This is a genomic window from Bacteroidales bacterium (assembly GCA_014860585.1).
In the GTDB taxonomy this organism is placed as follows: domain Bacteria; phylum Bacteroidota; class Bacteroidia; order Bacteroidales; family 4484-276; genus RZYY01.
This window is the reverse complement of record JACZJL010000034.1, coordinates 1-23,738: the sequence shown is the minus strand read 5'-3', so window position 1 is coordinate 23,738 and position 23,738 is coordinate 1. Positions and strand designations below refer to the sequence as shown.

The following is a 23,738-nucleotide window of genomic DNA, read 5'->3' as shown; positions in this document are numbered from 1 at the left end:
GCAGTTGCCAAAGGCTGCTGCAGTTTATGAAATATGAGTAGGTAATTTTGTAAGAATTTTGAATGATCATCCCGATAGAGTTATAAAATGAACGAAGTTAAATCAGAGCGGAACGATGCCAAGGGAAGTAATTAAAATAATGGTTTCATCCACTGTATATAGTTTTGAAAAAGACCTGCGTGTGCTTTGTGCCACTATCGAAAGTTATAAGTCTGCTCAATACAAATACAAAGTTTTAAACAGCCACATTGGAACTGTCTATGTAGCTCCGGGTGCCTCTAATATGGAAGCTTGTTTAAGAGCGGTAGATGAATGTGATTTCTTTTTGGGTATCATCATGCCCAGGTATGGTTCAGGCATAACACATCAGGAATTTACCCGAGCCATTGAACAGGATAAACCACGCGGGTTTTTAAGCCATTACTCAGTAAGGTATGCCCGTGAAATATTAGCTCAGTACATGTACACAGATATCAAAAATAGATTGCGGAATCCTGATTTTGAATTTAAGAAAACTCCTGTATTTGAAGATGCACGGATAATTGATATGTACAATGCAGCAATACAAGATGCACAACCAATGTATAAAAGGCGTTGGGCACACGAATTTGGTCATTTTGATGATGATGAAATGAAATTTATCGAAACAGAATTTAAAGACATTAATCGTTTTAAAGCTGATTTGGATGAATTAAACAGACTAAAAGCATTACAAAAATGACAAACGAACAACTCATAAAAAACCTTATAAAACAGGGTGAAAGCGGACAGCTTGAATTTAAAGAGGTTGTTCGAAAAGAAGAAATTGCCAAAACACTTTGTGCCTTTCTAAATTCAGAGGGAGGAACGGTATTAGTAGGTGTGAAAGAGGATGGTAAAGTAATAGGAATTGAAAATGCTGAACATTTTCAAAATGAATTGAGGCAGTATTTATTCAAGGCCATTATTCCAGAACCTCCTGTAACTGTATCTTTGGAAAAAATAGGGAAAGAAGAGATTCTTTCAGTTAAAGTTTGGAATGGCTCAAAGCCTCCTTATATTTTCAATAGAAAAATATTTTTCAGACGAGGAAGCAAAACCTTAAATGCCACGCCTTCAGAAATATCTATACTCATCACTGAAAGACAAAGAACCGAATTACATTGGGAACGTCAAATCGCCTTAGGTGTTGAATTGGAGGATTTAGATGAATCGGAAATCCGTAAAACCATTCAAGATGTAGTTCGATATGGCCGAGGCAAATTATTTTCAGAAAAAGACATTGAAGACTTTTTATCTTATTACAGCCTATATCGAGACGGACATTTAACCAATGCAGCTATAGTGCTTTTCGGCAAGGAGCCTGCCCGCTATTTACCTCAATGTAGAATTCGGTTAACTGTTTTCAAAGGAGGGAAGACCTCTGACAAATACAGTTACGATAAAATATTTGAAGGTAATTTATTCAGAAATATGGATGAGATTTTACAATTTTTTGAGGTGAATATTGCTACACAAAGTAAATTCAGTGAAAAGAAATGGCTCAGAGAAGATGTATCTTACCCAAAATTGGCTTTAAGAGAAGGATTGATGAATGCATTGATTCATCGAGACTACTCTGCTGTATCAGGTACTGTTCACGTTGCTTTCTATCCAAATCGTTTGGAAATTATCAATTCAGGCACTTTGTATGGTGGTTATTCACCTAGTGATTTAGCTAAAAACCATTTGTCTGTTCCAAGAAACCCTGATATTGCCCATATTTGTTTTTTAAGACAGATGATTGAAAAAATTGGTAGAGGTACTGTTTTAATGATTCAAGATTGTGAGAAGAAGGGTTATGCCATACCTTGTTGGGATACTAATATTTACTCAACAACAGTAACTTTTCCCGATGTTACTGTTACTGCAAAAGAAAATGACGTTGTAAGTGACGTTGTAAGTGACGTTGTAAATGACGTTGTAAATGACGTTGTAAATGATGCTGTAAAAAAAAGAATCATTGACGCTGTAAATGACGCTGTACGTGGCGGATTAATTGACGTTGTAAATTTCGTTCATAAATCTGATGCAGGAGTTTCAATAAATGAACTGATAAAAGCAATTGACAAATCACACAGGACAGTTCAGCGATACCTGCAAATACTGAAAACAATTGATTTAATTGAGTTTCGAGGTGCAGCAAAAACAGGAAAATACTTTTTAACAAGGAAATTAAAAGCAAAATTGAAATGACCAACGGAACAAACAATCCCTTAGCCATTATCTTAGAAGACTGGAACTTAGCCACAGTTTGCCAAATCAGATGTTTCAACAAATGAAAACCATAGCCGACAAAGAAAAAGTAAAGGAAAAAGAAATGACTTTCTGGGAGCATCTCGAGGAGTTGCGCTGGCATATTGTGCGGTCGGTAGCCGCGGTATTGATCCTGGCCATTGCTGCATTCATCAGTAAAGACTTCATTTTTAATCAAATTATCCTTGCGCCCAAATCGGGAGATTTCATCACTAACCGCCTGTTTTGTCTGTTCGGGAAGTATTTATCAGAAAATCTGCCTGCCTTTTCTTCCACCTCTTTTTGCATCGACGATTTTGACCTGAAAATCATCAATATCAATCTTTCCGGTCAGTTTCTGATGCACTTTTACATTTCCATCTTTGCTGGCGTTATCGTGGCCATTCCTTACATCATCTATGAAATCTGGAGTTTTATCAAACCAGCACTCTACGAAAAGGAACAACGTTACACCAGCGGAGCAGTAGTGTGGAGTTCTTTGCTTTTTTTGTTGGGTGTCTTGTTTAGTTATTATTTGATTGTACCTTTAACTATACTTTTTCTGGGAAGTTATAGTGTTAGCGATTCAGTGGAAAACCAAATTGCACTCACCTCTTACATCAGCACAGTAGTTACACTTTCCTTTGCTGTTGGAGTGGTGTTTGAACTGCCAATTTTCGTTTACTTTCTAACCAAAGTTGGGATCATTTCGCCGGCATTCATGCGTAAAAGCCGCAAAGCAATGATCGTGATCATACTCATCGTATCGGCCATTATTACCCCGGCCGATGTCTTCAGCCAGATCATTGTAGCCATCCCGTTGTTCGGGCTTTACGAGATCAGTATCCTCGTTTCCGATCGCGTTTTCAAAAAGCGTGAAAAGTCGTTATCTGCTTAGTTAGAAAGATCTGCTAAAAGTGCCGTCAATCCAGCACTGAATTTAATCTTCGAATTTTTATTTTGAATTGTTATTTATTTAACAAAAAATTCATTTGAAGCCTGAATTATGTCTATTTTTGCGGCAAATTATTAATAATCATTTGTCTGACTAAAAAATAATAACAATGGCTTATCCTTTCACACCTCCCGACTACTTCCAGTTGGATGAATTGCTCACAGATGAGCATAAAATTGTACGTTCCGCGATCCGCGACTGGGTGACACGTTCAGTAATTCCTGTAATAGATGAGGCGGCTCAGCAGCACCATTTTCCACGGCATTTCCTGAAAGAACTTGGCGAGATTGGCGCTTTTGGACCTTTTATTCCTGAAGAATATGGTGGTGCAGGGCTTGATCATATTTCTTACGGGGTAATTATGACTGAGTTGGAGCGTGGTGATTCAGGAATCCGTTCGGCTGCATCAGTACAAACTTCGCTGGTCATGTACCCGATCTATGAATTCGGTACCGAAGAACAAAAAAGGAAATACCTGCCAAAATTAGCTACCGGTGAATTGATTGGCTGCTTTGGTCTGACTGAGCCAAATCATGGCTCTGATCCAGGCAGTATGGAAACCAAAATCAAGGATATGGGCGATCATTACCTGCTGAATGGCGCCAAAATGTGGATCACCAATTCAGCAATTGCAGATGTTGGTGTGGTATGGGCAAAAGATGAAACAGGTGTTGTGCGCGGAGTGATTGTTGAAAAAGGAATGCCAGGTTTTACCGCTCCGGAAACCCATCACAAATGGTCACTTCGTGCTTCGGTAACCGGAGAGATGGTGTTCGAAGACGTTAAAGTTCCGAAAGAAAATATTTTTCCGACAATTCGCGGGCTTAAAGGCCCCCTGATGTGTTTGAATTCAGCACGTTACGGAATTGCATGGGGTGCTGTGGGCGCCGCTATAGATTGCTATAACACAGCGCTTCACTATGCACTCGAACGTAAGCAGTTCAACAAACCGATTGCTTCGTTCCAGCTTCAGCAAAAGAAACTGGCCGAAATGCTCACCGAAATCACAAAGGCTCAATTGCTGGTTTGGCGTCTTGGTGTGCTCAAAAATGCCGGTAAAGTTACTCCCGCTCAAATCTCATTGGCCAAACGTAATAATGTAGAAGTAGCCCTGCGTATCGCACGCGAATCGAGACAGGTACTTGGCGCCATGGGCATAACCGGCGACTTCCCCATCATGCGGCACATGATGAACCTCGAATCGGTAATCACTTATGAAGGAACACATGATGTTCACCTGTTGATCACTGGCGCTGACATTACAGGCATTTCTGCTTTTGTATAAAATAATCTCCAGTTCAAGTTTTTAAAAATTAACCCTATGAATCTGTCTCATATCGAACACATTGGGATTGCTGTAAAGAGCATTGAAGAGAGTATCCCCTATTATGAAAATGTTTTAGGCTTAAAATGCTATACCGTCGAAGAGGTTAAAGACCAGAAGGTTAAGACAGCTTTCTTCATGGTAGGTCAAACCAAGATTGAATTACTCGAATCCACTGACCCTGAAGGGCCGATTGGCAAGTTTATCGAAAAGCGCGGCGAAGGCATTCATCACCTGGCTTTTGCGGTGGACGATGTAAACGCTGCCCTCGAAGAAACGGCTGCCAAAGGCATCAAATTGATTGATGAAAAACCGCGTAAAGGTGCTGAAGGGTTGAATATCGGTTTTTTACATCCCAAATTCACTCAAGGTGTGCTTACCGAGTTTTGCGGAAAATAATGACAGTTGGAAAACTCTTACGGTTGACCCCAATCCTCCCGAAACCTCGGGAGGGTTGGGTAATTAAATCGTTGAACATCAAATTCAGCGTAATTTCTTGCTGACAGCAATAGTATATTTCTGACAATAAACCATTTAAATATTTTGATTCGTGAATAATCAGCAAAAACTTCAGCATCTCATCGAGTTGCGTAAGAAAGCCCGCGAGGGTGGCGGAGAACAACGCGTTGCCGACCAGCATGGCAAAGGGAAATACACTGCACGCGAACGTATCGAAATGTTGCTTGATGAAGGCAGTTTTGAAGAATACGACATGTTTGTAACCCATCGCAGTACCGAGTTTGGCATGGCCGACAAAAAATACCTCTCCGATGGCGTTATTACCGGGCATGGTACAATTGACGGGCGAATTGTTTTTATCTTCTCGCAGGATTTCACTGTTTTCGGGGGCTCATTATCCGAAACATTCGCTCAGAAAATCTGCAAGGTAATGGATCAGGCCATGAAAGTTGGCGCTCCGATTATTGGGATCAACGATTCCGGTGGCGCAAGAATTCAGGAAGGGGTGAAAAGCCTCGCCGGTTATGCCGAAATATTCCAGCGGAACATCATGGCTTCCGGAGTCATTCCACAAATTTCGGCCATTTTCGGCCCTTGTGCAGGTGGCGCTGTTTATTCACCAGCATTGACTGACGTTGTAATCATGAGCGACAAAACGAGTTACATGTTTGTCACCGGGCCAAAAGTGACCAAGACAGTCACCGGAGAAACCATTTCGGAAGAAGATCTTGGTGGAGCCACTGTTCATGCCACCAAATCGGGTGTTGCTCATTTCAGGGCCGATGATGAAGATGAGGGCATTCTGCTCATCAGAAAAACGCTGGAATACCTCCCGCAAAATAATTTAGAAGAGCCGATCATCACCGAATGTAAGGACCCGATTGATCGGAGAGATGATATACTCAATGGCATTATCCCCGACAATCCTTCTGAACCATACGACATTAAAGACATCATTTATACAATCGTAGATGACCGGGAATTTTTAGAGTTTCACAGGCATTTTGCAAAGAATATGGTTGTAGGATTTGCCAAATTCAACGGGCAACCGGTGGGTATTGTGGCAAACCAGCCCAACTTCCTTGCAGGCGTGCTCGACATCAATGCATCCAGAAAAGCTGCCCGTTTCGTCAGGTTGTGCGATGTATTTAATGTTCCTATCATCACACTTGTTGATGTGCCGGGATTTTTACCGGGCAGCACCCAGGAATATGGCGGGATTATCATTCATGGCGCCAAATTACTTTTTGCCTATGGAGAAGCCACTGTTCCCAAGATCACGATCACACTTCGTAAATCTTACGGCGGAGCGCATGATGTGATGGGGTCGAAACAACTCAGGGGAGACGTAAATTATGCCTGGCCTTCTGCTGAAATTGCAGTGATGGGTCCCAAGGGCGCCATCGAAGTGCTGGAAGGCAGAAGAATAAAGGAGTTCGAAAATCCTGAAGATGCCGCAAAATTTGTGGCTGAGAAAGAAGAAGAATATCGTGAAAAGTTTGCCAATCCTTATGAAGCCGCGAGGTATGGCTATATTGATGATGTGATTGAACCGCGTAATACAAGGTTCAGAATCATCAGGGCATTACAGACAATGGCAACCAAGAAGGATACCATTCCTGCCAAAAAGCACAATAATATCCCTCTATAAAAAACTGAATATCATGTTACTGAATGAAATAACATTTGATTTGTCAAACATAACCGGATTAAGTGTAATGATTGCCGTTGTGGGTTATGTGATTGTATTTGGGGCTTTGGTAGTTTTGGTCTGGATTTTCAATGCAATGCCACGGCTCATCAAATTCAATGTAAGACGGCAGCTAAGAAAAAGGGGGAAAAGTGACGACCAGGAAATTATGAATATCGAAGGCAATATTGCAGCTGCAATCAGTATGGCATTACATCTCTACCTGAGCGAAATTCACGATGAGGAAAGTAATGTCATTACAATAAAGCGAATTTCAAAACAATACACCCCCTGGAGTTCAAAGATCTATTCAACAAACACTTTTTTCAGAACAGTAAAACGATGAAAAAATTCAAATTCTCGATCAAAGGACATGATTACGATGTCGATGTAATGGAGTTTGAGGATCAGATTGCCAAAGTGGAAGTCAATGGCACTATTTACGAAGTGGAACTTCATCATGAAGTTAAAACACAAAGCAAAACACCAAAACTTGTCCGGCAGGAAGTTGAGATCAAACGACAGGATCACAAAATTAAAAAGACCATTACCAAAACCGCCGGCTTTGAAGTGAAATGTCCTTTGCCGGGCAATATCATGCAGATTTATGTTAAAAACGGCGATTTAGTAAAACTTGGCGACAAGCTGCTGGTTTATGAGGCCATGAAAATGGAGAACACCATCCTGGCCGAAAAGGACGGTTTGATAAAAAACCTCAAAGTTCAGACAGGCGACAGTGTTTTACAAGACCAGACACTCATGGAAATTGAAGCACAAAATGCAGGATAAATCATCGTCTGACTGTATCCAACAAAATCTAAAGAACCAATGAAAAGACTGTTAACGATAGTTGGGATAATTGTACTGTTAACCCTGATATCTACTACCCTTGTCAATACGGGCAGAAGTCAGCCCGTTTCCGACACCATTCAATCGGTACAACAGGAAAATGCAACAGTTGAACCATCGGATGAGGATTTACTGTCACTCGATGAGGAGCAGGAAGCTGCATCAAAAGGGGTGTTTAAATTTTTGAGGTACACCGGGTTTGCTAATGTTACCAAAGGGCACCTGATCATGATCCTGGTAGGATTATTTTTCATTTACCTCGCCATTCGGTATGATTATGAACCACTGCTTTTAGTTCCTATCGGCACAGGTATTTTGATAGGAAATATTCCATTCCTCCTCGATGCCGGCTTACAACTTGGTATTTACGAAAAGGGAAGCGTGATGAACTATCTCTACTTCGGAGTAACATCAGGTGTTTATCCGCCATTGATCTTTCTTGGGATCGGCGCCATGACTGATTTTTCGTCGCTCATCTCCAACCCACGCCTTATGCTTTTAGGTGCTGCCGCACAAGTGGGTATCTTTGCCACTTTCCTGGGGGCGCTTGTTCTTGGCTTTCACCCGGCCGAAGCCGGGGCCATCGGGATTATCGGAGGGGCTGACGGCCCCACGGCTATTTTCCTTTCATCAAAACTGGCTAACGGGATTAACATTCTATCCGACGGAACTACGGTTAAAAATTTAATCGGGCCTATTGCCATTGCAGCTTACTCCTACATGGCGCTTGTTCCGGTAATCCAGCCACCTATTATGCGGCTGATGACAACAAAAAAAGAACGCCTCATCCGGATGAAACCCCCGAGAGCAGTTACCAAACTCGAAAAAATACTTTTCCCTGTCATCGGTCTGCTGATCACAACTTTTATCTCTCCAAGTGCACTGCCATTGCTCGGTATGTTGTTTTTCGGAAATATTCTCAAAGAAAGCGGGGTAACCAAGCGACTTGCCGACACGGCAAGGACATCGCTGATTGACATTGTTACGATTATTCTTGGTCTGACGGTAGGAGCTTCTACCCAGGCGGATGTGTTCCTTACAGGTGAATCTATCCTGATCTTTGTTCTTGGCGCCTTATCTTTTATGGTGGCAACTGCTGGAGGAGTAGCTTTTGCCAAAGTAATGAACGTTTTTTTATCAGCCGAAAATAAAATTAACCCGTTAATAGGTGCAGCAGGTGTTTCAGCAGTACCCGACAGTGCGCGTGTAGTTCAGTTGGAAGGTTTAAAATACGATCCAAAAAACCATCTGCTTATGCATGCCATGGCGCCCAATGTTTCCGGAGTGATCGGTTCGGCAGTGGCTGCCGGTATTTTACTCAGTTTCCTGCTGTAAGGATATTTATAGTAACTACAGGGGTAAGGGTTTAAGTAGTCTCTGCAAGAAAACTATCAATGTTGAAAATCAGAATTTACCCCATCCCTAAAGGGAGTTCTGATTTTCAACAGTTTGCTCCCTTTAGGGTTGGGGTAATCAAACTGTTGAAAATAGAATATGTGGGTTTTCTTGCAGAGACTAAGTAAAAAGAACTGAGATTCAATCTCCGGGTTGAAATTATCCTTCGCTTTTGCACTGTATGTTTAATAACCGTACTTTAGCCCCTCACAAAAGGATTGTTATGCCTTTCGTGCCCGATGGTCGTGTGTGGCCCATGTCCGGGATAGGCGATGAATTCCGGGGGAAGGGTATACAACTTATTGCGGATATTTGTTACAAGTGCATCAAAGTCCCCTGTGGGCAGGTCGGTGCGACCGATGCTCTCCCTGAACAAAACATCACCGACTATCGCAAACTTTGCAGCACGACTGACAAAGCACACATGCCCATCAACGTGGCCTGGTGTATAAAGAACTTCAAGTGCCGAGTTTCCAAATTTTACCTGGTCGCCTTCATTAAGATAAGTTTCCGGTTCGATGATCTCGCCCAACTCAATTCCAAACACACGTCCATGATCACCTGCGCTTCGGAGGATCTTGAGGGATTCGTGGTGCATTAAAGGCCTTAACCCGTATTTGCTATACACATGGGTAATACCGAGAATGTGATCGATATGGCAATGGGTGTAAAGATGGGCAACAGGTTTCAATTTACTTTTAGAGATGAAGCGATCCAACTCCTCTTCCTCGGCAGGGTCGCTGCAACCCGGATCAATAATTACACATTCGCCGGTGTCGTCGAAAACCAGGTAAGTATTTTCCTGAAAAGCATTAAAAACCAATCGTTCAACTTTAATCATTTTGTTAAGGATTTTGTTTATGAATAGCGGATTGGTGAACCAATCAGCAAAATATTTTGCATGTTACAAAGTTATCAATATTCATAAAAGTTCAGGCATTGAAAAGCTCAATCTGACCATTTTATTGCATTTGAACCGCTCAATTAACTTCTGTTTGAAATGAGGCATATTTTTACCAGGCTATTATTGTTAATGAAAGGCAGGCTAAATATAGTTTTGCTGACATTTCTCCTATTGCCGGTAGCGGGTTGGGCTCAGTTTTATAATGGTTACCAGATGGAGTTCGGACGCAGCAGGGTTCAGTTTAAAGATTTCTTGTGGACGTATTACAAATTTGACCGTTTCGACACTTATTTTTACCTGAATGGCAAGGAGTTGGCCGAACACACTGCCCGCTATGCCACTACAGAGTTGGTCCGCATGGAGACCGAATTGGGCACCTACCTCGAAGGGAAAATCCAGTTTGTGATCTTCAACAACCTGAACGACCTGAAGCAAAGCAACATTGGGCTGAGTGCCGGCGCACAATATAATACAGGCGGAGTCTCTTACATTTTAGGAAACAAAGTAGTGCTGTATTTCGACGGATCCATTGTTAACCTTGAGCTTCAGATCAGACAGGGGATTGCGCATGTGCTTCTGCAAAACTCCATTTTCGGCAGTAACATTACTTCACAGGTCATGAACTCCTTCCTCCAGAATCTCCCCCAATGGTTCACGCTCGGGTTGATTTCCTACCTGGCCGATGACTGGAACACTGACATTGACAATAAGATAAGGAACGTCGTTCTTTCGGGTAAATATAAAGACTTCAACCGCATAGTGATGGACGAATTGTATGTTAGGGATGCCGGGCATGCATTCTGGAGATTTATAGCCGAAAAATACGGACGGGATAATGTAGTAAGCATTATCAACATGATCAGGGTAAGCCGAAACATTGAAACCGGATTCCAGTATGTGATCGGGGTTTCTCTTAAGACGCTTTACCAGGAATGCTTTGAATATTATAAATCCATTTATTCAGCAGAAGATGTCCGGTTTGATGCGCCTCCGGACGATAAACAACTGGTAGGAAAACGTGTCCTCAAACGCAACATTCCTTCACGTAATTACTCCCAGCTTAAAGCTTCTCCAACTGGTGAACACCTCGCCTTTGTCACCAATGAAACCGGAAAATACCATGTATGGCTTTTAAATCCCACCACTAACAAGCTAAAACGTCTTCGCACCGGAGGATATCGGCTTGACGAAAAGGTTGACTATTCCTATCCTATCCTTGCCTGGCAACCCACCGGTAGGATTTTAAGTATGGTGATTGAAGAAAAGGGTTTGCTTCAACTCTATTTCTATGACCTGGAAGAGCGGAAATGGACAAAACGAAATTTGTTCGGGTTCGAAAAAATTATCGACTTCTCCTATTCTGACAACGGTCAGTTACTTTTACTTTCAGCCGTGCAGGAAGGACAAAGCGATATTTTCACCTTTAACCTTGTTTCAGGCAGTTACGACCGGATCACCAATGATATTTACGATGACCTACACCCCCGTTTTATCGAAAGTTCAACCAAAATTATTTTCAGTTCCAACCGCACCAGTGATACCCTGCAAGCAGGCGAAAAGGGGTCTTTCGGCAGTCAGAATACCACCTATGATGTGTTTATTTACGACCTCGCTACCCGAAAACCAGCGATGCGCAGGGTGACTGACACACCACTTGTCAACGAAATGCAACCGATGCAATATGGAAAGAATTATGTGACCTACCTGACTGACGAAAGTGGTATAAACAACCAACACATTGGGAAACCAGACAGCGCTGTAGCTTATGTTGACACAACCGTACATTATCGTTTTTTTACAAAATCCTACCCTTTAACAAACTTCTCCCGCAGCATCATTAGCCACCAGATTGAACCACGCAGTGCTACCAATGCGTTTATCCTTAACAAAAACATGCTCTACACGATGTACCGTGACGACTTGGTGCTCCCCGGACGTATAGAATCAGTAGAGCCCGGGCAAACAGATTATATCAAATCACTTGTGCCAACGCCAAAGCAGATCATATTAATTCCAGACCGGGAGGAACCGGTATTTATTGAACCACCAGATGAACAAAAGACAATACAACGGCCGCGTAAAAGTTTTCGCAATGTAATGAGAGATGATACTTTTGAAGCCGAAACAATCCCATTGGATATTGATTCACTTCAACGGATTGATTTTGATCATTACAGATTGGAACGTCAAGGGATCATTGGTATTAATATGCCTGATAGCGTGAACGCCATGCAAAACCGCTTTAACAAAGAAGAGAGCGAAACACCCGGAATTGAGTTTAAAGTACCGGTTCAAAGAAATTATTACACCGAATACTCAGTCAATCAACTGGTAACTCAGATTGATTTTTCCTATCTCAACCAGACTTATCAGCCCTTCTCTTCCTCAATTAGTCCGGGTTACAACTACCCGGGTCTTAGCCCTACATTCAAGGTTGGCATCACCGATCTGATGGAAAATTACCGGATAATGGGCGGAATGCGCATCGGTCTCGACCTTGTTGATAAGGAATTTTTTATCAATTATGCCAACCTGCGCCACCGTCTCGATAAAGAGTTCATTTTTCAGCATCGTTACATGGAGGAAATCATCGGATCGACTTTTGCCCTTAGACAAAAAGTTTACGAAGGGTTTGTCATTCTAACCTATCCTTTCAACCGTGTTTTAAGAATTAGAAGTACATTTTTACTTCGCAACGAAAACTATATCATTGCCGGTCCGGACGAGTTGCTTCTGCGTGAACCAAATACAATGAATAACTGGGGTGGTGCAAAGCTTCAGCTTATTTACGACGACAGCCGCGAGCTGGCTATGAACCTGCCACAAGGCACCAAATTCATGGCGTTTGCCGAATACAACCAACAGGTGGACGATGCTGCCCGAAACCTTATGGTTTTAGGGTTTGATTTACGTAACTATAAACGCATCAACAGGCATTTTATCTGGGCAAACCGTGTAGCAGGAAGCACCAATATTGGCCATGATAAGCTGATCTATTTTATGGGTGGTACCGATGGATGGGTTTTGCCTACATTCGATCAGACTACCCGTATTGATCCTGACCAGCGATGGATTTATCAAACGTTGGCTACCAATATGCGGGGTTTTTATCAAAATGCCAGAAACGGCAACAACTTTCTTGTCATCAATTCCGAACTTCGCTTCCCTGTCTTTACTTACCTCCTCAACCGTCCAATCAGTTCTGAGCTTGTAAAACATTTCCAGCTGGTTGCCTTCGGTGATCTTGGTTCAGCGTGGACTGGATGGAACCCTTATGATGAAGACAATGTACTTTATACAAAGTATGAGTATTTCGGGCCTCTCCGAATTAAAGTACAGTACGAAAAAGATCCTATCATCGGGGGACTGGGTTTTGGCGCCCGGACCAAACTCCTTGGTTATTTCATGAAAGGCGACCTCGCCTGGGGCATTGAGGACGGGAAATTTAAAAAAAATCCTGTATTTTACTTTTCGATGAGTCTCGATTTTTAATTTTTCAAAAGAGGACCCCTCAGCTTACCCGTTATCTTTTTTAACGAATCAAACAATATTCCCTGTGCCAAAATGGTCAATTGAATATTAAATTTTCCTGATTTTTTTGTTAGGACGTTTTTAATCAGGCAAATAATGTTATTAACAACTCATTTGTGGAAAAAATGATTTGGCTGAGGCCAACTTTTGATTGTATCTTGCACCACTTTTTCGCCTGATTTCATCTTGAGTTATTCCATTGGAAATCAAGAATCAACAAATTTCTTATATTACGTAACCTGTTATTATTAAATACATTATGACACTCGATCTTTTTGCAGACCTTGAAAAAAAACCTTCAGTAAGCGTTGAAGACGCTCCGGCAAGGAAAGACAAAAAAGACATTTACCGTGAGATGTTGGAAACCCGCGAGCGTCCGAAAGTTGAGGAAGAAATGGTATTCTTTCCCGCTCCTAAACCTGAACCTCTAAAAGAAGCGGAGAAGAAAGAGATAAAGTCATACTCCACTGATGAAATCATGGCAGCATCCAGAATTTACTTTAAAGGTGACGAACTCGCAGCGAAGGTTTGGATGACCAAATACGCTTTGAAAAACAGCCAGGGAGAGGTATTTGAGCTCACCCCTGAAGATATGCACCATCGTATTGCCGCAGAAATTGCCCGCATCGACCGGAAATATCCTAACCCGATGAGTGAAGCGGAAATTTTTGATGTGCTGAAAGACTTCCGATACATCATTCCTCAGGGGAGCCCGATGGCCGGTATTGGAAATAATTTCCAGGTTTCGTCACTTTCCAATTGTTTTGTTATTGGTGATGTAAATCCTTCAGACTCATATGGCGGCATAATGAAAACCGACCAGGAGCAGGTGCAGTTGATGAAACGGCGAGGCGGTGTTGGTCATGACCTTTCGCACATCCGGCCGGCCGGCAGCCCGGTGAAAAACAGCGCACTGACATCAACCGGAATTGTTCCGTTTATGCAGCGTTATTCCAACTCTACCCGCGAGGTGGCACAGGACGGCAGGCGCGGCGCACTGATGCTTACAGTATCAATCAAACACCCGGATGCTGAAGACTTTATCAACGCAAAAATGGAATCCGGCAAGGTGACCGGCGCCAATGTCTCAGTGAAGATAGACGACGAGTTTATGCAGTGCGTAAAAGAAGGGCGTCCCTATACACAGCAATTCCCCATTCACTCTGATCATCCTGTGGTGACCAAAACCATTGATGCGCGGGATTTGTGGCACAAGATCATTCACAACGCCTGGAAATCGGCTGAACCGGGTATCCTTTTCTGGGACACCGTGATCAAAGAATCAGTGCCCGACAGCTATGCTGATAAAGGTTTTAGTACGGTTTCGACAAATCCCTGCGGTGAAATTCCACTATGTCCATACGACAGTTGCCGTTTGCTGGCCATCAACCTATACAGTTATGTCGAAAACCCTTTTACCGAAAAAGCAAGTTTTAACTTCAATCTGTTTAGAAAACATGCCCACATTGCCCAGCGCATGATGGACAATATCATCGACCTGGAAACGGAAAAAGTGGATGGCATACTTGCCAAAATCAATTCAGATCCGGAGGCTGAGGAGACAAAGCTCACGGAAAAGAGGATGTGGGAAAAAATTAAAGAAAAGACCCAGCAAGGGCGCCGCACAGGAATCGGTATCACTGCCGAAGGAGATATGTTTGCCGCACTTGGCCTGCGTTATGGCTCTGAAGAGGCCAATGCATTTGCTGTTGAGGTACACAAGACCCTCGCAGTCGAAGTGTACAGGTCATCTGTTAATCTGGCCAAAGAACGTGGCAGCTTCGGGGTTTTTGATTTTGAGAAAGAAAAAAACAATCCATTTATCCAACGTATCGGAAGTGCTGATCCTACTGTTATCGAAGAAATGAAAAAATACGGCCGGCGCAACATTGCCCTGCTTACCATAGCACCAACCGGCAGTGTAAGCATTTGCACCCAGACTTCATCCGGAATCGAGCCGGTTTTCCTGCCAACCTACAGCCGTCGCCGTAAAGTGAATCCCAACGACAAGGATGTGAAAATTTCGTTTGTAGATGAAAGTGGTGACTCCTGGGAGGAGTTTAATGTATTCCATCCAAAGTTCAAAACCTGGCTCGAAGTCAATGGTTACAACCCTGAAAATGTTGTGGGTCAGACCCAGGAAGAAATCCAGAAGCTGGTGCGTAAATCACCTTACCACAAGGCCACCTCAAACGATATCGACTGGGTTTCGAAGGTCAAAATGCAGGGCGCCGTGCAAAAGTGGGTGGATCATTCCATCAGCGTAACTGTAAACCTCCCTTCAGACGTCAGCGAAAGCCTTGTGAGTGATGTTTATATGACAGCATGGGAAAGCGGTTGCAAAGGGATGACCATTTATAGGGACGGCTCGCGCGAAGGAGTGTTGATCAGCAATAAGAACAATGGTGACGAGGAGTTTAAGGAAACCCAGGCACCACCGCGTCCGCAAAAGCTCAAAGCAGATGTGATGTGGTTCACCAACAACGACGAAAAGTGGGTCGCTGTAATTGGCTTGCTTAACAACCGTCCCTATGAGATTTTTACCGGAAAAGCCAAAGGTTTCTTTGTCCCTGACTGGGTTACAAAAGGTTGGGTGATCAAAAATAAGGAAAACGATGCCTCAAGATACGACTTCCAGTTTCAGGATTCGGATGGATATAAAATGACCATGGAAGGCCTTTCAAGGCAATTTAACAAGGAATACTGGAACTACGCCAAACTCATTTCAGGAATCCTGCGCCACGGTATGCCTTTGCCTTATGTAGTAGATATCGTTAGCAACCTGATCCTCGACAGCGACGCCATCAATACCTGGAAAAACGGAGTGGTACGGGCACTCAAAAAATACATACCCGACGGAACTGCAGCCAAAAAAGGCAAATGTCCCAACTGTAAAAGCGAAGGAAACCTGATCTACCGCGAAGGCTGCATCACCTGCTCGAGTTGCGGCTACAGTGGCTGCGAATGAAAAAGGCTGTTTCGAATACTCAGCGCTTGCTGAAAAAGTCTTTCCTTATTATTTGTATGTATCAAGGTAGTTGAAATTCTATATGCAAGATTTTGGATGTCGCCAATATGTTATTCTCCGGATTATAAAACGCTGGTGAAAGTCCGCAATAGTTTTCATCGATTTTTGAAGCGGATAAATTCCGGATTTATTGAATGTACATGTTTTTCAGGTTCTCTGCTTCATGCAGCTTATCGGCAGGTATGGGAAATTCAAAAAATATGAGGGACGAATGGCCGAATGATCGCTCCCAAACCCTAAAAAACAAATAGTTTGTGTCGTTCTTTTCCAAGACATCCAATCGTTCAACACTCCATTTTCCAAAATTGAGCGGGATTGTTTTACCACAGAAAAGGGCGTATTCATAAGTCAGAGTAAGTTCCCCGAGGCTGAGATCATTAACAAAACCATATTTGTTATACTCAACCCGCCTGAAAATAAAGTACGTGATAAAAGAAACGATTAAAGCAACGACACATCCCACACTCAGCATGAGATTTAAGGATTCACTGTGGAGAAACAAAAGCATGAATGCACCTGCCCCAATTCCATAAGAAACTGCATACAAGGATGTAGACCTATTGATGGCTTCGGGTGTACATTTCCGCGCTTTAAAACGCTCCCATTCTTTACCTTTAATTTCCCATCTGGCAAGAATATTCTCACTTCTGAACCCAGAAATATCATCTTCCAAAAAAGCCCTTGCTACCATTTTTTCGCCAGAAGAACCAGTATTTTCTAACTTTTTCAATTGAACGTATAAAATAATCAGTCTGATCCCTCTGTAAGTCAGCAATATCCCGGGAAGGGTAAAAAGCATAAGAATGACAATTTTTGCCACTACATCAACATCGTCTGAAAAGGCTGCGGTGATTGATAAAAAGGTCCAAAACGGGCCAAAAATGACGTAAACAATCCCAGACAAAATTTTTTTCATCAGTTATTTAATCGTTTTATTTATCAACGATAAAACAGCCCGTAAGAGTGACGTTTAAGCTACAAACCAAGCAGTACTTTTTCCGGATCATTTCCGGCAAACAGCATTCTTGCAGGGTCTTCGAGCATTTCTTTGACTTTAACAAGAAAACTCACAGATTCACGCCCGTCGATAATACGGTGGTCGTATGACATGGCCACGTACATGATCGGATGGATCTCCACCTTGCCGTTCACTGCTATAGGTCGTTCGACGATATTGTGCATTCCAAGGATGGCGCTTTGCGGCGGGTTGATAATCGGAGTGGAAAGCATCGAGCCAAACACGCCCCCGTTGGTGATGGTAAAGGTTCCACCGGTCATTTCTTCAATGGTGAGTTTTCCGTTGCGGGCTTTGGTAGCCAGGTCTTTAATGGCTGCTTCGATTTCGTGCAGCATTAATGTTTCGGCGTTGCGGATAATCGGGACCATCAACCCTTTGGGTGCACTTACAGCGATGCCGATATCAGCGTAGTTGTGGTAAATGATTTCATTCCCATCAATCTGTGCATTTACCTGTGGGAAATGTTGTAAGGCTTCTGTTATAGCTTTGGTGAAAAACGACATGAATCCCAGTGAAACGCCGTATTTCTCCTTAAAAGCATCTTTATATTTGTTGCGTAATTGCATGATTGGTGTCATGTTCACTTCATTGAACGTGGTGAGCATGGCTGTTTCATTTTTAACGGCAACCAGTCGTTCGGCCAGTTTCAGCCGGAGTGTAGTCATCTTTTTTCGATCGGTTTCGCGGTGGCCACCCCAGGACGGGGAACCTTGGGGCGCTTGAGGAGCAGTCGGGATGGATTTCATGTCGTCGATAAACTGCACGACATCATCTTTTGAAAGGCGAAGTTTTTTGTAAAAATTTACCAGATCACTTTCACTAAGTTTATTGGCTTCTAGCAGTTTTTTGGCTAAAGGCGAAATGTGAATGCCCAGGCTTTTTGCCGGCTGACCTTCTTTGGCTGCAACAGGTTCTTTGGCTGCGGCTTTCTGCTCAGGTTGTTTTTCAGTTTTCTTTTCCTCTTTAACAGCGGGTTTTTCTTCGTTCTTTTCTGTTTTGGGCGCGCCTTCAGCTTCGGTGTCAATGGTGCAGATTACCGTTCCAACTTCTACTGTCTCGCCGGCTTCAACCAAAATGGCTATTTTTCCTGCCTCCGATGCGTTAATGGTCAGGGTGGCTTTATCCGAATCAATTTCGGCAATCTCGGCATCTTTCTCTACAAAATCGCCATTGGCAAAAAACCAGTTGGCCAGTTGCACTTCAGAGATGGATTCTCCCGGGCTTGGGACTTTAATTTCGATGATCATAACTTTATTTATTTTTTCTATTTCAATTGATTAAGGAAGTTGGCCTTAATTACCTTTTCGGGATTTTCGGCAAATGATTTCCAACGGTTACCGATGCAGATCATGCGACACTCCTTGTTCACCATAGGGCAATCACAGGCCCGGAAAGATTTTTCGATCACTTTTCGCTGCCGGAGGACGTGAAATTTTGGAGACCCTGTTGCCGGGCTACCACTTGCCGGACGGGCGACGACATTTAACCTGACGCCAGGAAAATTCTGTAGCATAAAAGTCCAGGCGCCCATGTTCACCGGCTCTTCCTGCGACCAGATGTAATCTGTTGCATTTTTGTATTTCGCCAACACCTCCTTAATTTGTTTCTCAGGTAAAGGATAAAGTTGTTCGATTCTCACAATGGCTGTTTCGTGGTATTTTTTTTCCTCTCTTTCCTCCAACAATTCGTAATACAATTTACCACTGCAAAAAACCACTCTGGTAACCATTTCAGGATCGGCTGAAGGGTCGTCAATTATTTCACGAAAACCGCCATTGCTAAATTCGCTCAGAGAAGAAACACATTGGGCATGGCGAAGCAGGCTTTTTGGAGTAAAAACAATTAATGGCTTCCTGAAATCGCGGTGAATCTGGCGGCGCAACACATGGAAGAAGTTGGCCGGAGTGGTTGCATTCACCAATTGCATGTTGTTCTCGGCACAAAGGGTCAGAAAGCGCTCAATGCGGGCGCTTGAGTGCTCGGGACCCTGACCTTCATAGCCATGTGGAAGCAGCAACACCAGGTCGTTCATCACATTCCACTTTTCCTCAGCACTGCTGATATACTGGTCGATAATGATCTGGGCGCCGTTGTTGAAATCGCCGAACTGTGCCTCCCAGATGGTCAGGTTGTCAGGAGCTTCCAGAGCATAACCGTATTCAAATCCAAGCACACCATATTCTGAAAGTAATGAGTTGTACACTTCAAAATGTGCCTGTTTTTCGTCAATATTCAACAAAGGAATATAGATTTCTTCCGATTCATCCACCCTCATTACGGCATGACGGTGGGAGAATGTTCCGCGTTCGGAGTCCTGCCCGCTCAAACGCACACTGTAGCCTTCTTTAAGCAATGTAGCGTAGGCCAGCAGTTCGCCCATGGCCCAATCGAGCCGGTCATCTTCAAATACCATTTTCCGGCGGTCGTCCTGCAGTTTTACCAGTTTCCGGTAAAAGTTTTTATCAGCAGGCAATGAAGTTAGTTTTACTGCTATTTCCTTCAACACATCTTCCTTTACACTTGTGTCGGGGGATTGCTCAAAATCGGCTGAAGTAGCCTTCCTTATTTTGTGCCAGTTGCCATCCAGAAAGAACCTGATACTCGCTTTTTCCTTTGTTTTGGATTCTTCGAGGTTACGCTCCATCGTTGCATTGATTTCCGACTGGATTCGGGTAATTTCATCGTTTGTGACCAGCCCTTCTCCGATCAGCCTTTTTGCATAAATATCGAACGGATTCGGGTGTTTTTCGATTATCTTATACAGCAGTGGCTGGGTGAACCGCGGCTCATCGCCCTCATTGTGGCCATATTTGCGATAGCAGAGAAGGTCGATGAAGACATCGCGCCGGAATTTATCACGGAATTCCATAGCAAACTGGATGGTATAAACGAGTGCCTCCACATCGTCGCCATTAACATGGAAAACAGGAGATTGTACTACTTTAGCAACATCAGTGCAATAAGTACTCGAACGTGCATCAAGGTAATTGGTAGTGAAACCTAACTGGTTGTTCACAACAATATGTATTGTTCCTCCGGTTTTATACCCCTTTAGCTGCGACATCTGCACTACTTCATAAACCACGCCCTGCGCAGCTATTGAGGCATCGCCGTGAATGAGTATGGGCGCTACTTTTATAAAATCGCCGTTGTAGGAATTATCAATTTTGGCACGAACGATACCCTCCACTACAGGGTCAACAGTCTCAAGGTGAGAGGGATTGGCTGTAAGTGTGAGTTTTACTTTTTTACCAGATGTAGTTTCACGTTCGCAGGAGTAACCCAGGTGATATTTCACATCGCCCAGTAAAGTTTCATCATCGTAAGAAATCCCTGAAAATTCAGCAAAGATGTCGCTGAATTTTTTTCGCATGATATTGGCCAGTACGTTCAACCGGCCACGATGGGGCATACCGATGACGAACTCTTTTGTACCCAAATCAGCTCCTTTTTCCATGATAGCATCCATGGCCGGAATCAGAGACTCAGCTCCTTCGAGTGAAAAGCGTTTTTGTCCTGGAAATTTTTTATGGATAAATTTTTCAAAATTCACAGCACGGGCAAGCTTTTTAAGGATGTAAACTTTATCCTCCCTGCTGAATTTCATGGTGTTGCGTGTTCGCTCCATACCGGCGCGCAGCCAGGCCATCACCTCCACATCGCGGATAAACATAAACTCGGCGCCAACACTTTTACAATAGGTTTCGTTGAGGTGCGAAATGATCTCCCGAAGAGTGACCTCTCCCAAACCGATTTCATTACCGGCGGCAAACTTCCTGTCGAGGTCTTTTTCGGATAGATTGAAGTTTGTGATGTCGAGTGTCGGACGATATTGCCTGCGTGTGCGAACAGGGTTGGTTTGTGTGAAAAGATGGCCACGCTGACGATAGCCGTTGATCAGGTTAATCACCTTGAACTCATCAAGATAGCTTTCGTTTATTGCTGGTACATCATCGCCATAGCGCTGCCTCGAAAACTCAAAACCCTCAAAAAATTTCCTCCAACTCAGATCAACCGACTCCGGATCAGCGAGGTACTGATCGTACATCGCCTCGATGACCGCAGGATCAGCATTTCCCAGATAGGTGTATTTATCCATGGTTTAAGTGCTTGAAATAAAAGTACAAAAGTAAATGATTTTGGTCTTGTAACTCCCCAAATTAATGGTATCGTCACAATTCGATCCTTTGAAATCGTATTATTCAGATACTTAGTGCTTGCCAGAAAACAACCTGAATTTGATTTTCACCGAGTTAATTACCAGCACCAAAGTGAGTAAATCGCTGAAAATCATTGCTCCGTGAATTTATCCCGAAACTTCGGGAGGGTTGGGGTCAACGTTAAGGGTTTTCTGGTAAGCACTACTTAAAAGGAAATTAATGAGTACAGTGTTTCCGGTTTTTGAAATATTTAACAAATGTAACCCGCAGCTAATGAATAATTATCCGCCGTGCAACGCTATTTTCGGGAGTTTGAATTACTAAAAAATAGAAACCGGGTGGCAAGCCGGAAAGATCAAAATCCCCCTTCTGCATATTCGTTTGAATAGATCTTACTAGCTCTCCGTTTAGGCTAAAAAGTCTTAAACTCATTTTCTTTTGTTCTGGCAATCCCTGAATACTGATAAATCCGGTTGTCGGATTTGGGAACAGCACGTGCAAATTATCCCGATCTGGATTGCTGTCAAAATTATGAATGCTCACTGTCGGATCAAGCAGTGGGAGATAATGGACAATACCGAGGGTGGGGTCGTCGGATTGGTGGAAAATATGCATTTCAACAGAATCTATGTCCATGGTTCCCCAATCGTTATTTTGTGCCCAGATGGTCAGCGGCGTGTTGTTGTACAGGTCGAAAATTTCTCCTTCGTTACCGTTTCCGAAAAGCTGGTTCATTCCCGGGCTCAGATCACCCAGATCGAGCTGACCAAAATTGGGTTGGGCGCTGTTTTGGATGGTAATTCCCCAAAGATTTCCGGTGATGGTATTTCCGGAAACATAGGATTGGTTGGTCGTGTTTCCGAAGAAATTAATGCCGCTGCCACCAAGGTTTGGAAGCCCCTGAGTGTTATTGTCTTCGATAATATTGTTTCGAATTACCGATCCGATGTTGTTTCCGTATTGGGTCATCCCATAGCGGTTGTTTTTTATCAGGTTGCCTTCAATCCGCGCTGTTAAAGTACCACCGACCAATGTGGTGATAGCGATTCCGCCAACTTGTAATAGGGCCGGGTTCCCGATAATCTGATTTCCAACAATCCTTATGGAATCGGTTGCTGAAGTTCCCAAATTGATTTGCGGCATGTTGGCATTGGTAGTGACATTGCCATCCATTATGCAGTTGATGATTTGTGGGGAAGAGGCGCCATTGGCTGACGAAAGCACAGCAGGCCCTGCATTCTGGATAAAACCGCAGGATGAAATGAGCGGGGAACTCTGGCTGAGATCAAGGGCGCCGGTACAGTTGGATTGATTGAACTCCTCGAACACACAACCATTGAACTCAATATTAGAACTGAGTAATTTGATCCCACCAGCCCGGAAAAATTGAACATTGCTGAGGTTTGAACCAGAGCTGTTCTGAAATTTGAATCCTGTGAAATGGTTCTGTTGGTCAGTTGAGGCAAATATTACAGGCGGTTCCTGGGCGGTTATGATCAGGTTTCCGCTTACTGTGATCAATACGGTGGAGGATACCCTGAAATATACCGGTTCGTTTATACTGATGATGTCATTGGCAGAAATGGTGATGTTGCCGGAGATATCATACACCGAACCATCAAATGAAATGATTCCGCCGGAATTGCTGACAAACTGCTCTAAATTCCAGTTGACGCCGGTTCCGGGGGTAATGTACTGCCCCGAAGCCATCATCGTAAACCAAAGAAAAAGCAGGATCATGTTGAATTTTTTCATCGTTATAGGTTTTAGTTTCTTTTTTTTGTTTCTTTTTTTTGCAGAATTTTCTGCCGAAGGCATCCATTGGAAAATGTCAAAAGACAAAAGACAAATAAATACGAAATTTAAAAAATTCAATTACCCAAACTGGTCCACATTCATTCCTGCCTGACTGCGTCACGCAGGCAGGGTTGCTTTCACTGTTTGGAATTTTAATTCTTTGTTCATTGTCCAAAGGACTCCTATGGAGAGATTTGTTTCTTGTATTTTGTCCGCAGGACTCCTTTGGAGTAATTTCTGGTTTATCCGGGTTAGGTTTAAATTTATTTTTCATTGTAAAAAACTGAGTAACATTTTGTTGCCCATGCCACAAACTCCCCGAAGCTTTGAAAGTCGATCTGATGACCGAGCCACTCACATACAATGACTCTCTGA

At 43.2% G+C, this 23,738-nt stretch carries 16 protein-coding genes; 11 read left to right on the top strand and 5 right to left on the bottom strand.

All coding sequences use genetic code 11. From position 1 onward, the window contains the following. The first annotated feature begins 115 nt into the window (after positions 1-115). The 9 genes from IH598_04370 to IH598_04330 all read left to right on the top strand — a co-directional run bounded on the left by IH598_04370 (position 116) and on the right by IH598_04330 (position 8,865). Positions 116-721 (top strand): DUF4062 domain-containing protein, encoded by a 606-nt coding sequence (locus tag IH598_04370; GenBank protein MBE0637732.1) that lies wholly within the window; start codon positions 116-118, stop codon positions 719-721. Next, positions 718-2,214 carry a putative DNA binding domain-containing protein gene (locus IH598_04365; protein MBE0637731.1) on the top strand — a complete coding sequence of 499 codons (1,497 nt, stop codon included), beginning with the start codon at positions 718-720 and terminating at the stop codon, positions 2,212-2,214. Before IH598_04370 ends, IH598_04365 begins: the two co-directional genes overlap by 4 nt. Positions 2,215-2,338: 124 nt before the next feature. Further along, positions 2,339-3,151: a twin-arginine translocase subunit TatC gene (tatC, locus tag IH598_04360; protein ID MBE0637730.1), complete on the top strand. Its 813-nt coding sequence runs from the start codon at positions 2,339-2,341 to the stop codon at positions 3,149-3,151. A gap of 166 nt (positions 3,152-3,317) precedes the next feature. Further along, positions 3,318-4,493 (top strand): acyl-CoA dehydrogenase family protein, encoded by a 1,176-nt coding sequence (locus IH598_04355; GenBank protein ID MBE0637729.1) that lies wholly within the window; start codon positions 3,318-3,320, stop codon positions 4,491-4,493. Positions 4,494-4,529: 36 nt separating this feature from the next. Further along, positions 4,530-4,931 (top strand): methylmalonyl-CoA epimerase, encoded by a 402-nt coding sequence (gene mce / locus IH598_04350; GenBank protein MBE0637728.1) that lies wholly within the window; start codon positions 4,530-4,532, stop codon positions 4,929-4,931. A gap of 151 nt (positions 4,932-5,082) precedes the next feature. After that, positions 5,083-6,642, top strand: coding sequence for an acyl-CoA carboxylase subunit beta (locus tag IH598_04345; GenBank protein ID MBE0637727.1), 1,560 nt, complete (start codon positions 5,083-5,085; stop codon positions 6,640-6,642). A gap of 13 nt (positions 6,643-6,655) precedes the next feature. Next, positions 6,656-7,027 carry an OadG family protein gene (locus IH598_04340; GenBank protein ID MBE0637726.1) on the top strand — a complete coding sequence of 124 codons (372 nt, stop codon included), beginning with the start codon at positions 6,656-6,658 and terminating at the stop codon, positions 7,025-7,027. Continuing rightward, a complete protein-coding gene (locus IH598_04335) occupies positions 7,024-7,470 on the top strand; it encodes an acetyl-CoA carboxylase biotin carboxyl carrier protein subunit (protein ID MBE0637725.1) in 447 nt (148 codons plus the stop codon). Before IH598_04340 ends, IH598_04335 begins: the two co-directional genes overlap by 4 nt. Before the next feature lie 288 nt (positions 7,471-7,758). Then, positions 7,759-8,865: a sodium ion-translocating decarboxylase subunit beta gene (locus tag IH598_04330; protein ID MBE0637724.1), complete on the top strand. Its 1,107-nt coding sequence runs from the start codon at positions 7,759-7,761 to the stop codon at positions 8,863-8,865. 259 nt (positions 8,866-9,124) lie between these two features. Here IH598_04330 and IH598_04325 read toward each other — a convergent pair whose 3' ends face one another. Continuing rightward, on the bottom strand, positions 9,125-9,763 hold the full coding sequence (locus tag IH598_04325) for an MBL fold metallo-hydrolase (protein MBE0637723.1): 639 nt from the start codon (positions 9,761-9,763) through the stop codon (positions 9,125-9,127). A gap of 162 nt (positions 9,764-9,925) precedes the next feature. Between IH598_04325 and IH598_04320 the strand changes: the two genes are divergently transcribed. Both IH598_04320 and IH598_04315 read left to right on the top strand, forming a co-directional pair. After that, positions 9,926-13,321: a hypothetical protein gene (locus IH598_04320; GenBank protein MBE0637722.1), complete on the top strand. Its 3,396-nt coding sequence runs from the start codon at positions 9,926-9,928 to the stop codon at positions 13,319-13,321. 433 nt (positions 13,322-13,754) lie between these two features. Next, a complete protein-coding gene (locus IH598_04315; protein ID MBE0637721.1) occupies positions 13,755-16,328 on the top strand; it encodes an adenosylcobalamin-dependent ribonucleoside-diphosphate reductase in 2,574 nt (857 codons plus the stop codon). Between the two features lie 187 nt (positions 16,329-16,515). On the opposite strand, the gene IH598_04310 is transcribed toward IH598_04315, so the two are convergent. The 4 genes from IH598_04310 to IH598_04295 all read right to left on the bottom strand — a co-directional run bounded on the left by IH598_04310 (position 16,516) and on the right by IH598_04295 (position 23,321). Then, the gene (locus IH598_04310; protein MBE0637720.1) at positions 16,516-17,304 is read right to left on the bottom strand and encodes a hypothetical protein; all 789 of its coding nucleotides are present in this window, start codon (positions 17,302-17,304) and stop codon (positions 16,516-16,518) included. A 59-nt stretch (positions 17,305-17,363) separates the two neighbouring features. Next, the gene (gene odhB / locus IH598_04305) at positions 17,364-18,653 is read right to left on the bottom strand and encodes a 2-oxoglutarate dehydrogenase complex dihydrolipoyllysine-residue succinyltransferase (protein MBE0637719.1); all 1,290 of its coding nucleotides are present in this window, start codon (positions 18,651-18,653) and stop codon (positions 17,364-17,366) included. 17 nt (positions 18,654-18,670) lie between these two features. Next, entirely contained in the window at positions 18,671-21,505 is a 2,835-nt protein-coding gene (locus tag IH598_04300) for a 2-oxoglutarate dehydrogenase E1 component (protein ID MBE0637718.1), read from the bottom strand. Between the two features lie 331 nt (positions 21,506-21,836). After that, positions 21,837-23,321: a T9SS type A sorting domain-containing protein gene (locus IH598_04295; GenBank protein MBE0637717.1), complete on the bottom strand. Its 1,485-nt coding sequence runs from the start codon at positions 23,319-23,321 to the stop codon at positions 21,837-21,839. Between the last annotated feature and the right edge of the window lie 417 nt (positions 23,322-23,738).

Excerpts from the sequence above, each read along its gene's own strand:
- IH598_04300 (MBE0637718.1), bottom strand. The coding sequence starts at position 21,505 with ATGGATAAATACACCTATCTGGGAAATGCTGATCCTGCGGTCATCGAG.
- IH598_04330 (MBE0637724.1), top strand. The coding sequence starts at position 7,759 with ATGATCCTGGTAGGATTATTTTTCATTTACCTCGCCATTCGGTATGAT.
- mce (MBE0637728.1), top strand. The coding sequence starts at position 4,530 with ATGAATCTGTCTCATATCGAACACATTGGGATTGCTGTAAAGAGCATT.
- IH598_04295 (MBE0637717.1), bottom strand. The coding sequence starts at position 23,321 with ATGAAAAAATTCAACATGATCCTGCTTTTTCTTTGGTTTACGATGATG.
- IH598_04310 (MBE0637720.1), bottom strand. The coding sequence starts at position 17,304 with ATGAAAAAAATTTTGTCTGGGATTGTTTACGTCATTTTTGGCCCGTTT.
- IH598_04355 (MBE0637729.1), top strand. The coding sequence starts at position 3,318 with ATGGCTTATCCTTTCACACCTCCCGACTACTTCCAGTTGGATGAATTG.
- IH598_04315 (MBE0637721.1), top strand. The coding sequence starts at position 13,755 with ATGGTATTCTTTCCCGCTCCTAAACCTGAACCTCTAAAAGAAGCGGAG.
- tatC (MBE0637730.1), top strand. The coding sequence starts at position 2,339 with ATGACTTTCTGGGAGCATCTCGAGGAGTTGCGCTGGCATATTGTGCGG.
- IH598_04340 (MBE0637726.1), top strand. The coding sequence starts at position 6,656 with ATGTTACTGAATGAAATAACATTTGATTTGTCAAACATAACCGGATTA.
- odhB (MBE0637719.1), bottom strand. The coding sequence starts at position 18,653 with ATGATCATCGAAATTAAAGTCCCAAGCCCGGGAGAATCCATCTCTGAA.
- IH598_04365 (MBE0637731.1), top strand. The coding sequence starts at position 718 with ATGACAAACGAACAACTCATAAAAAACCTTATAAAACAGGGTGAAAGC.
- IH598_04335 (MBE0637725.1), top strand. The coding sequence starts at position 7,024 with ATGAAAAAATTCAAATTCTCGATCAAAGGACATGATTACGATGTCGAT.
- IH598_04370 (MBE0637732.1), top strand. The coding sequence starts at position 116 with ATGCCAAGGGAAGTAATTAAAATAATGGTTTCATCCACTGTATATAGT.
- IH598_04320 (MBE0637722.1), top strand. The coding sequence starts at position 9,926 with ATGAGGCATATTTTTACCAGGCTATTATTGTTAATGAAAGGCAGGCTA.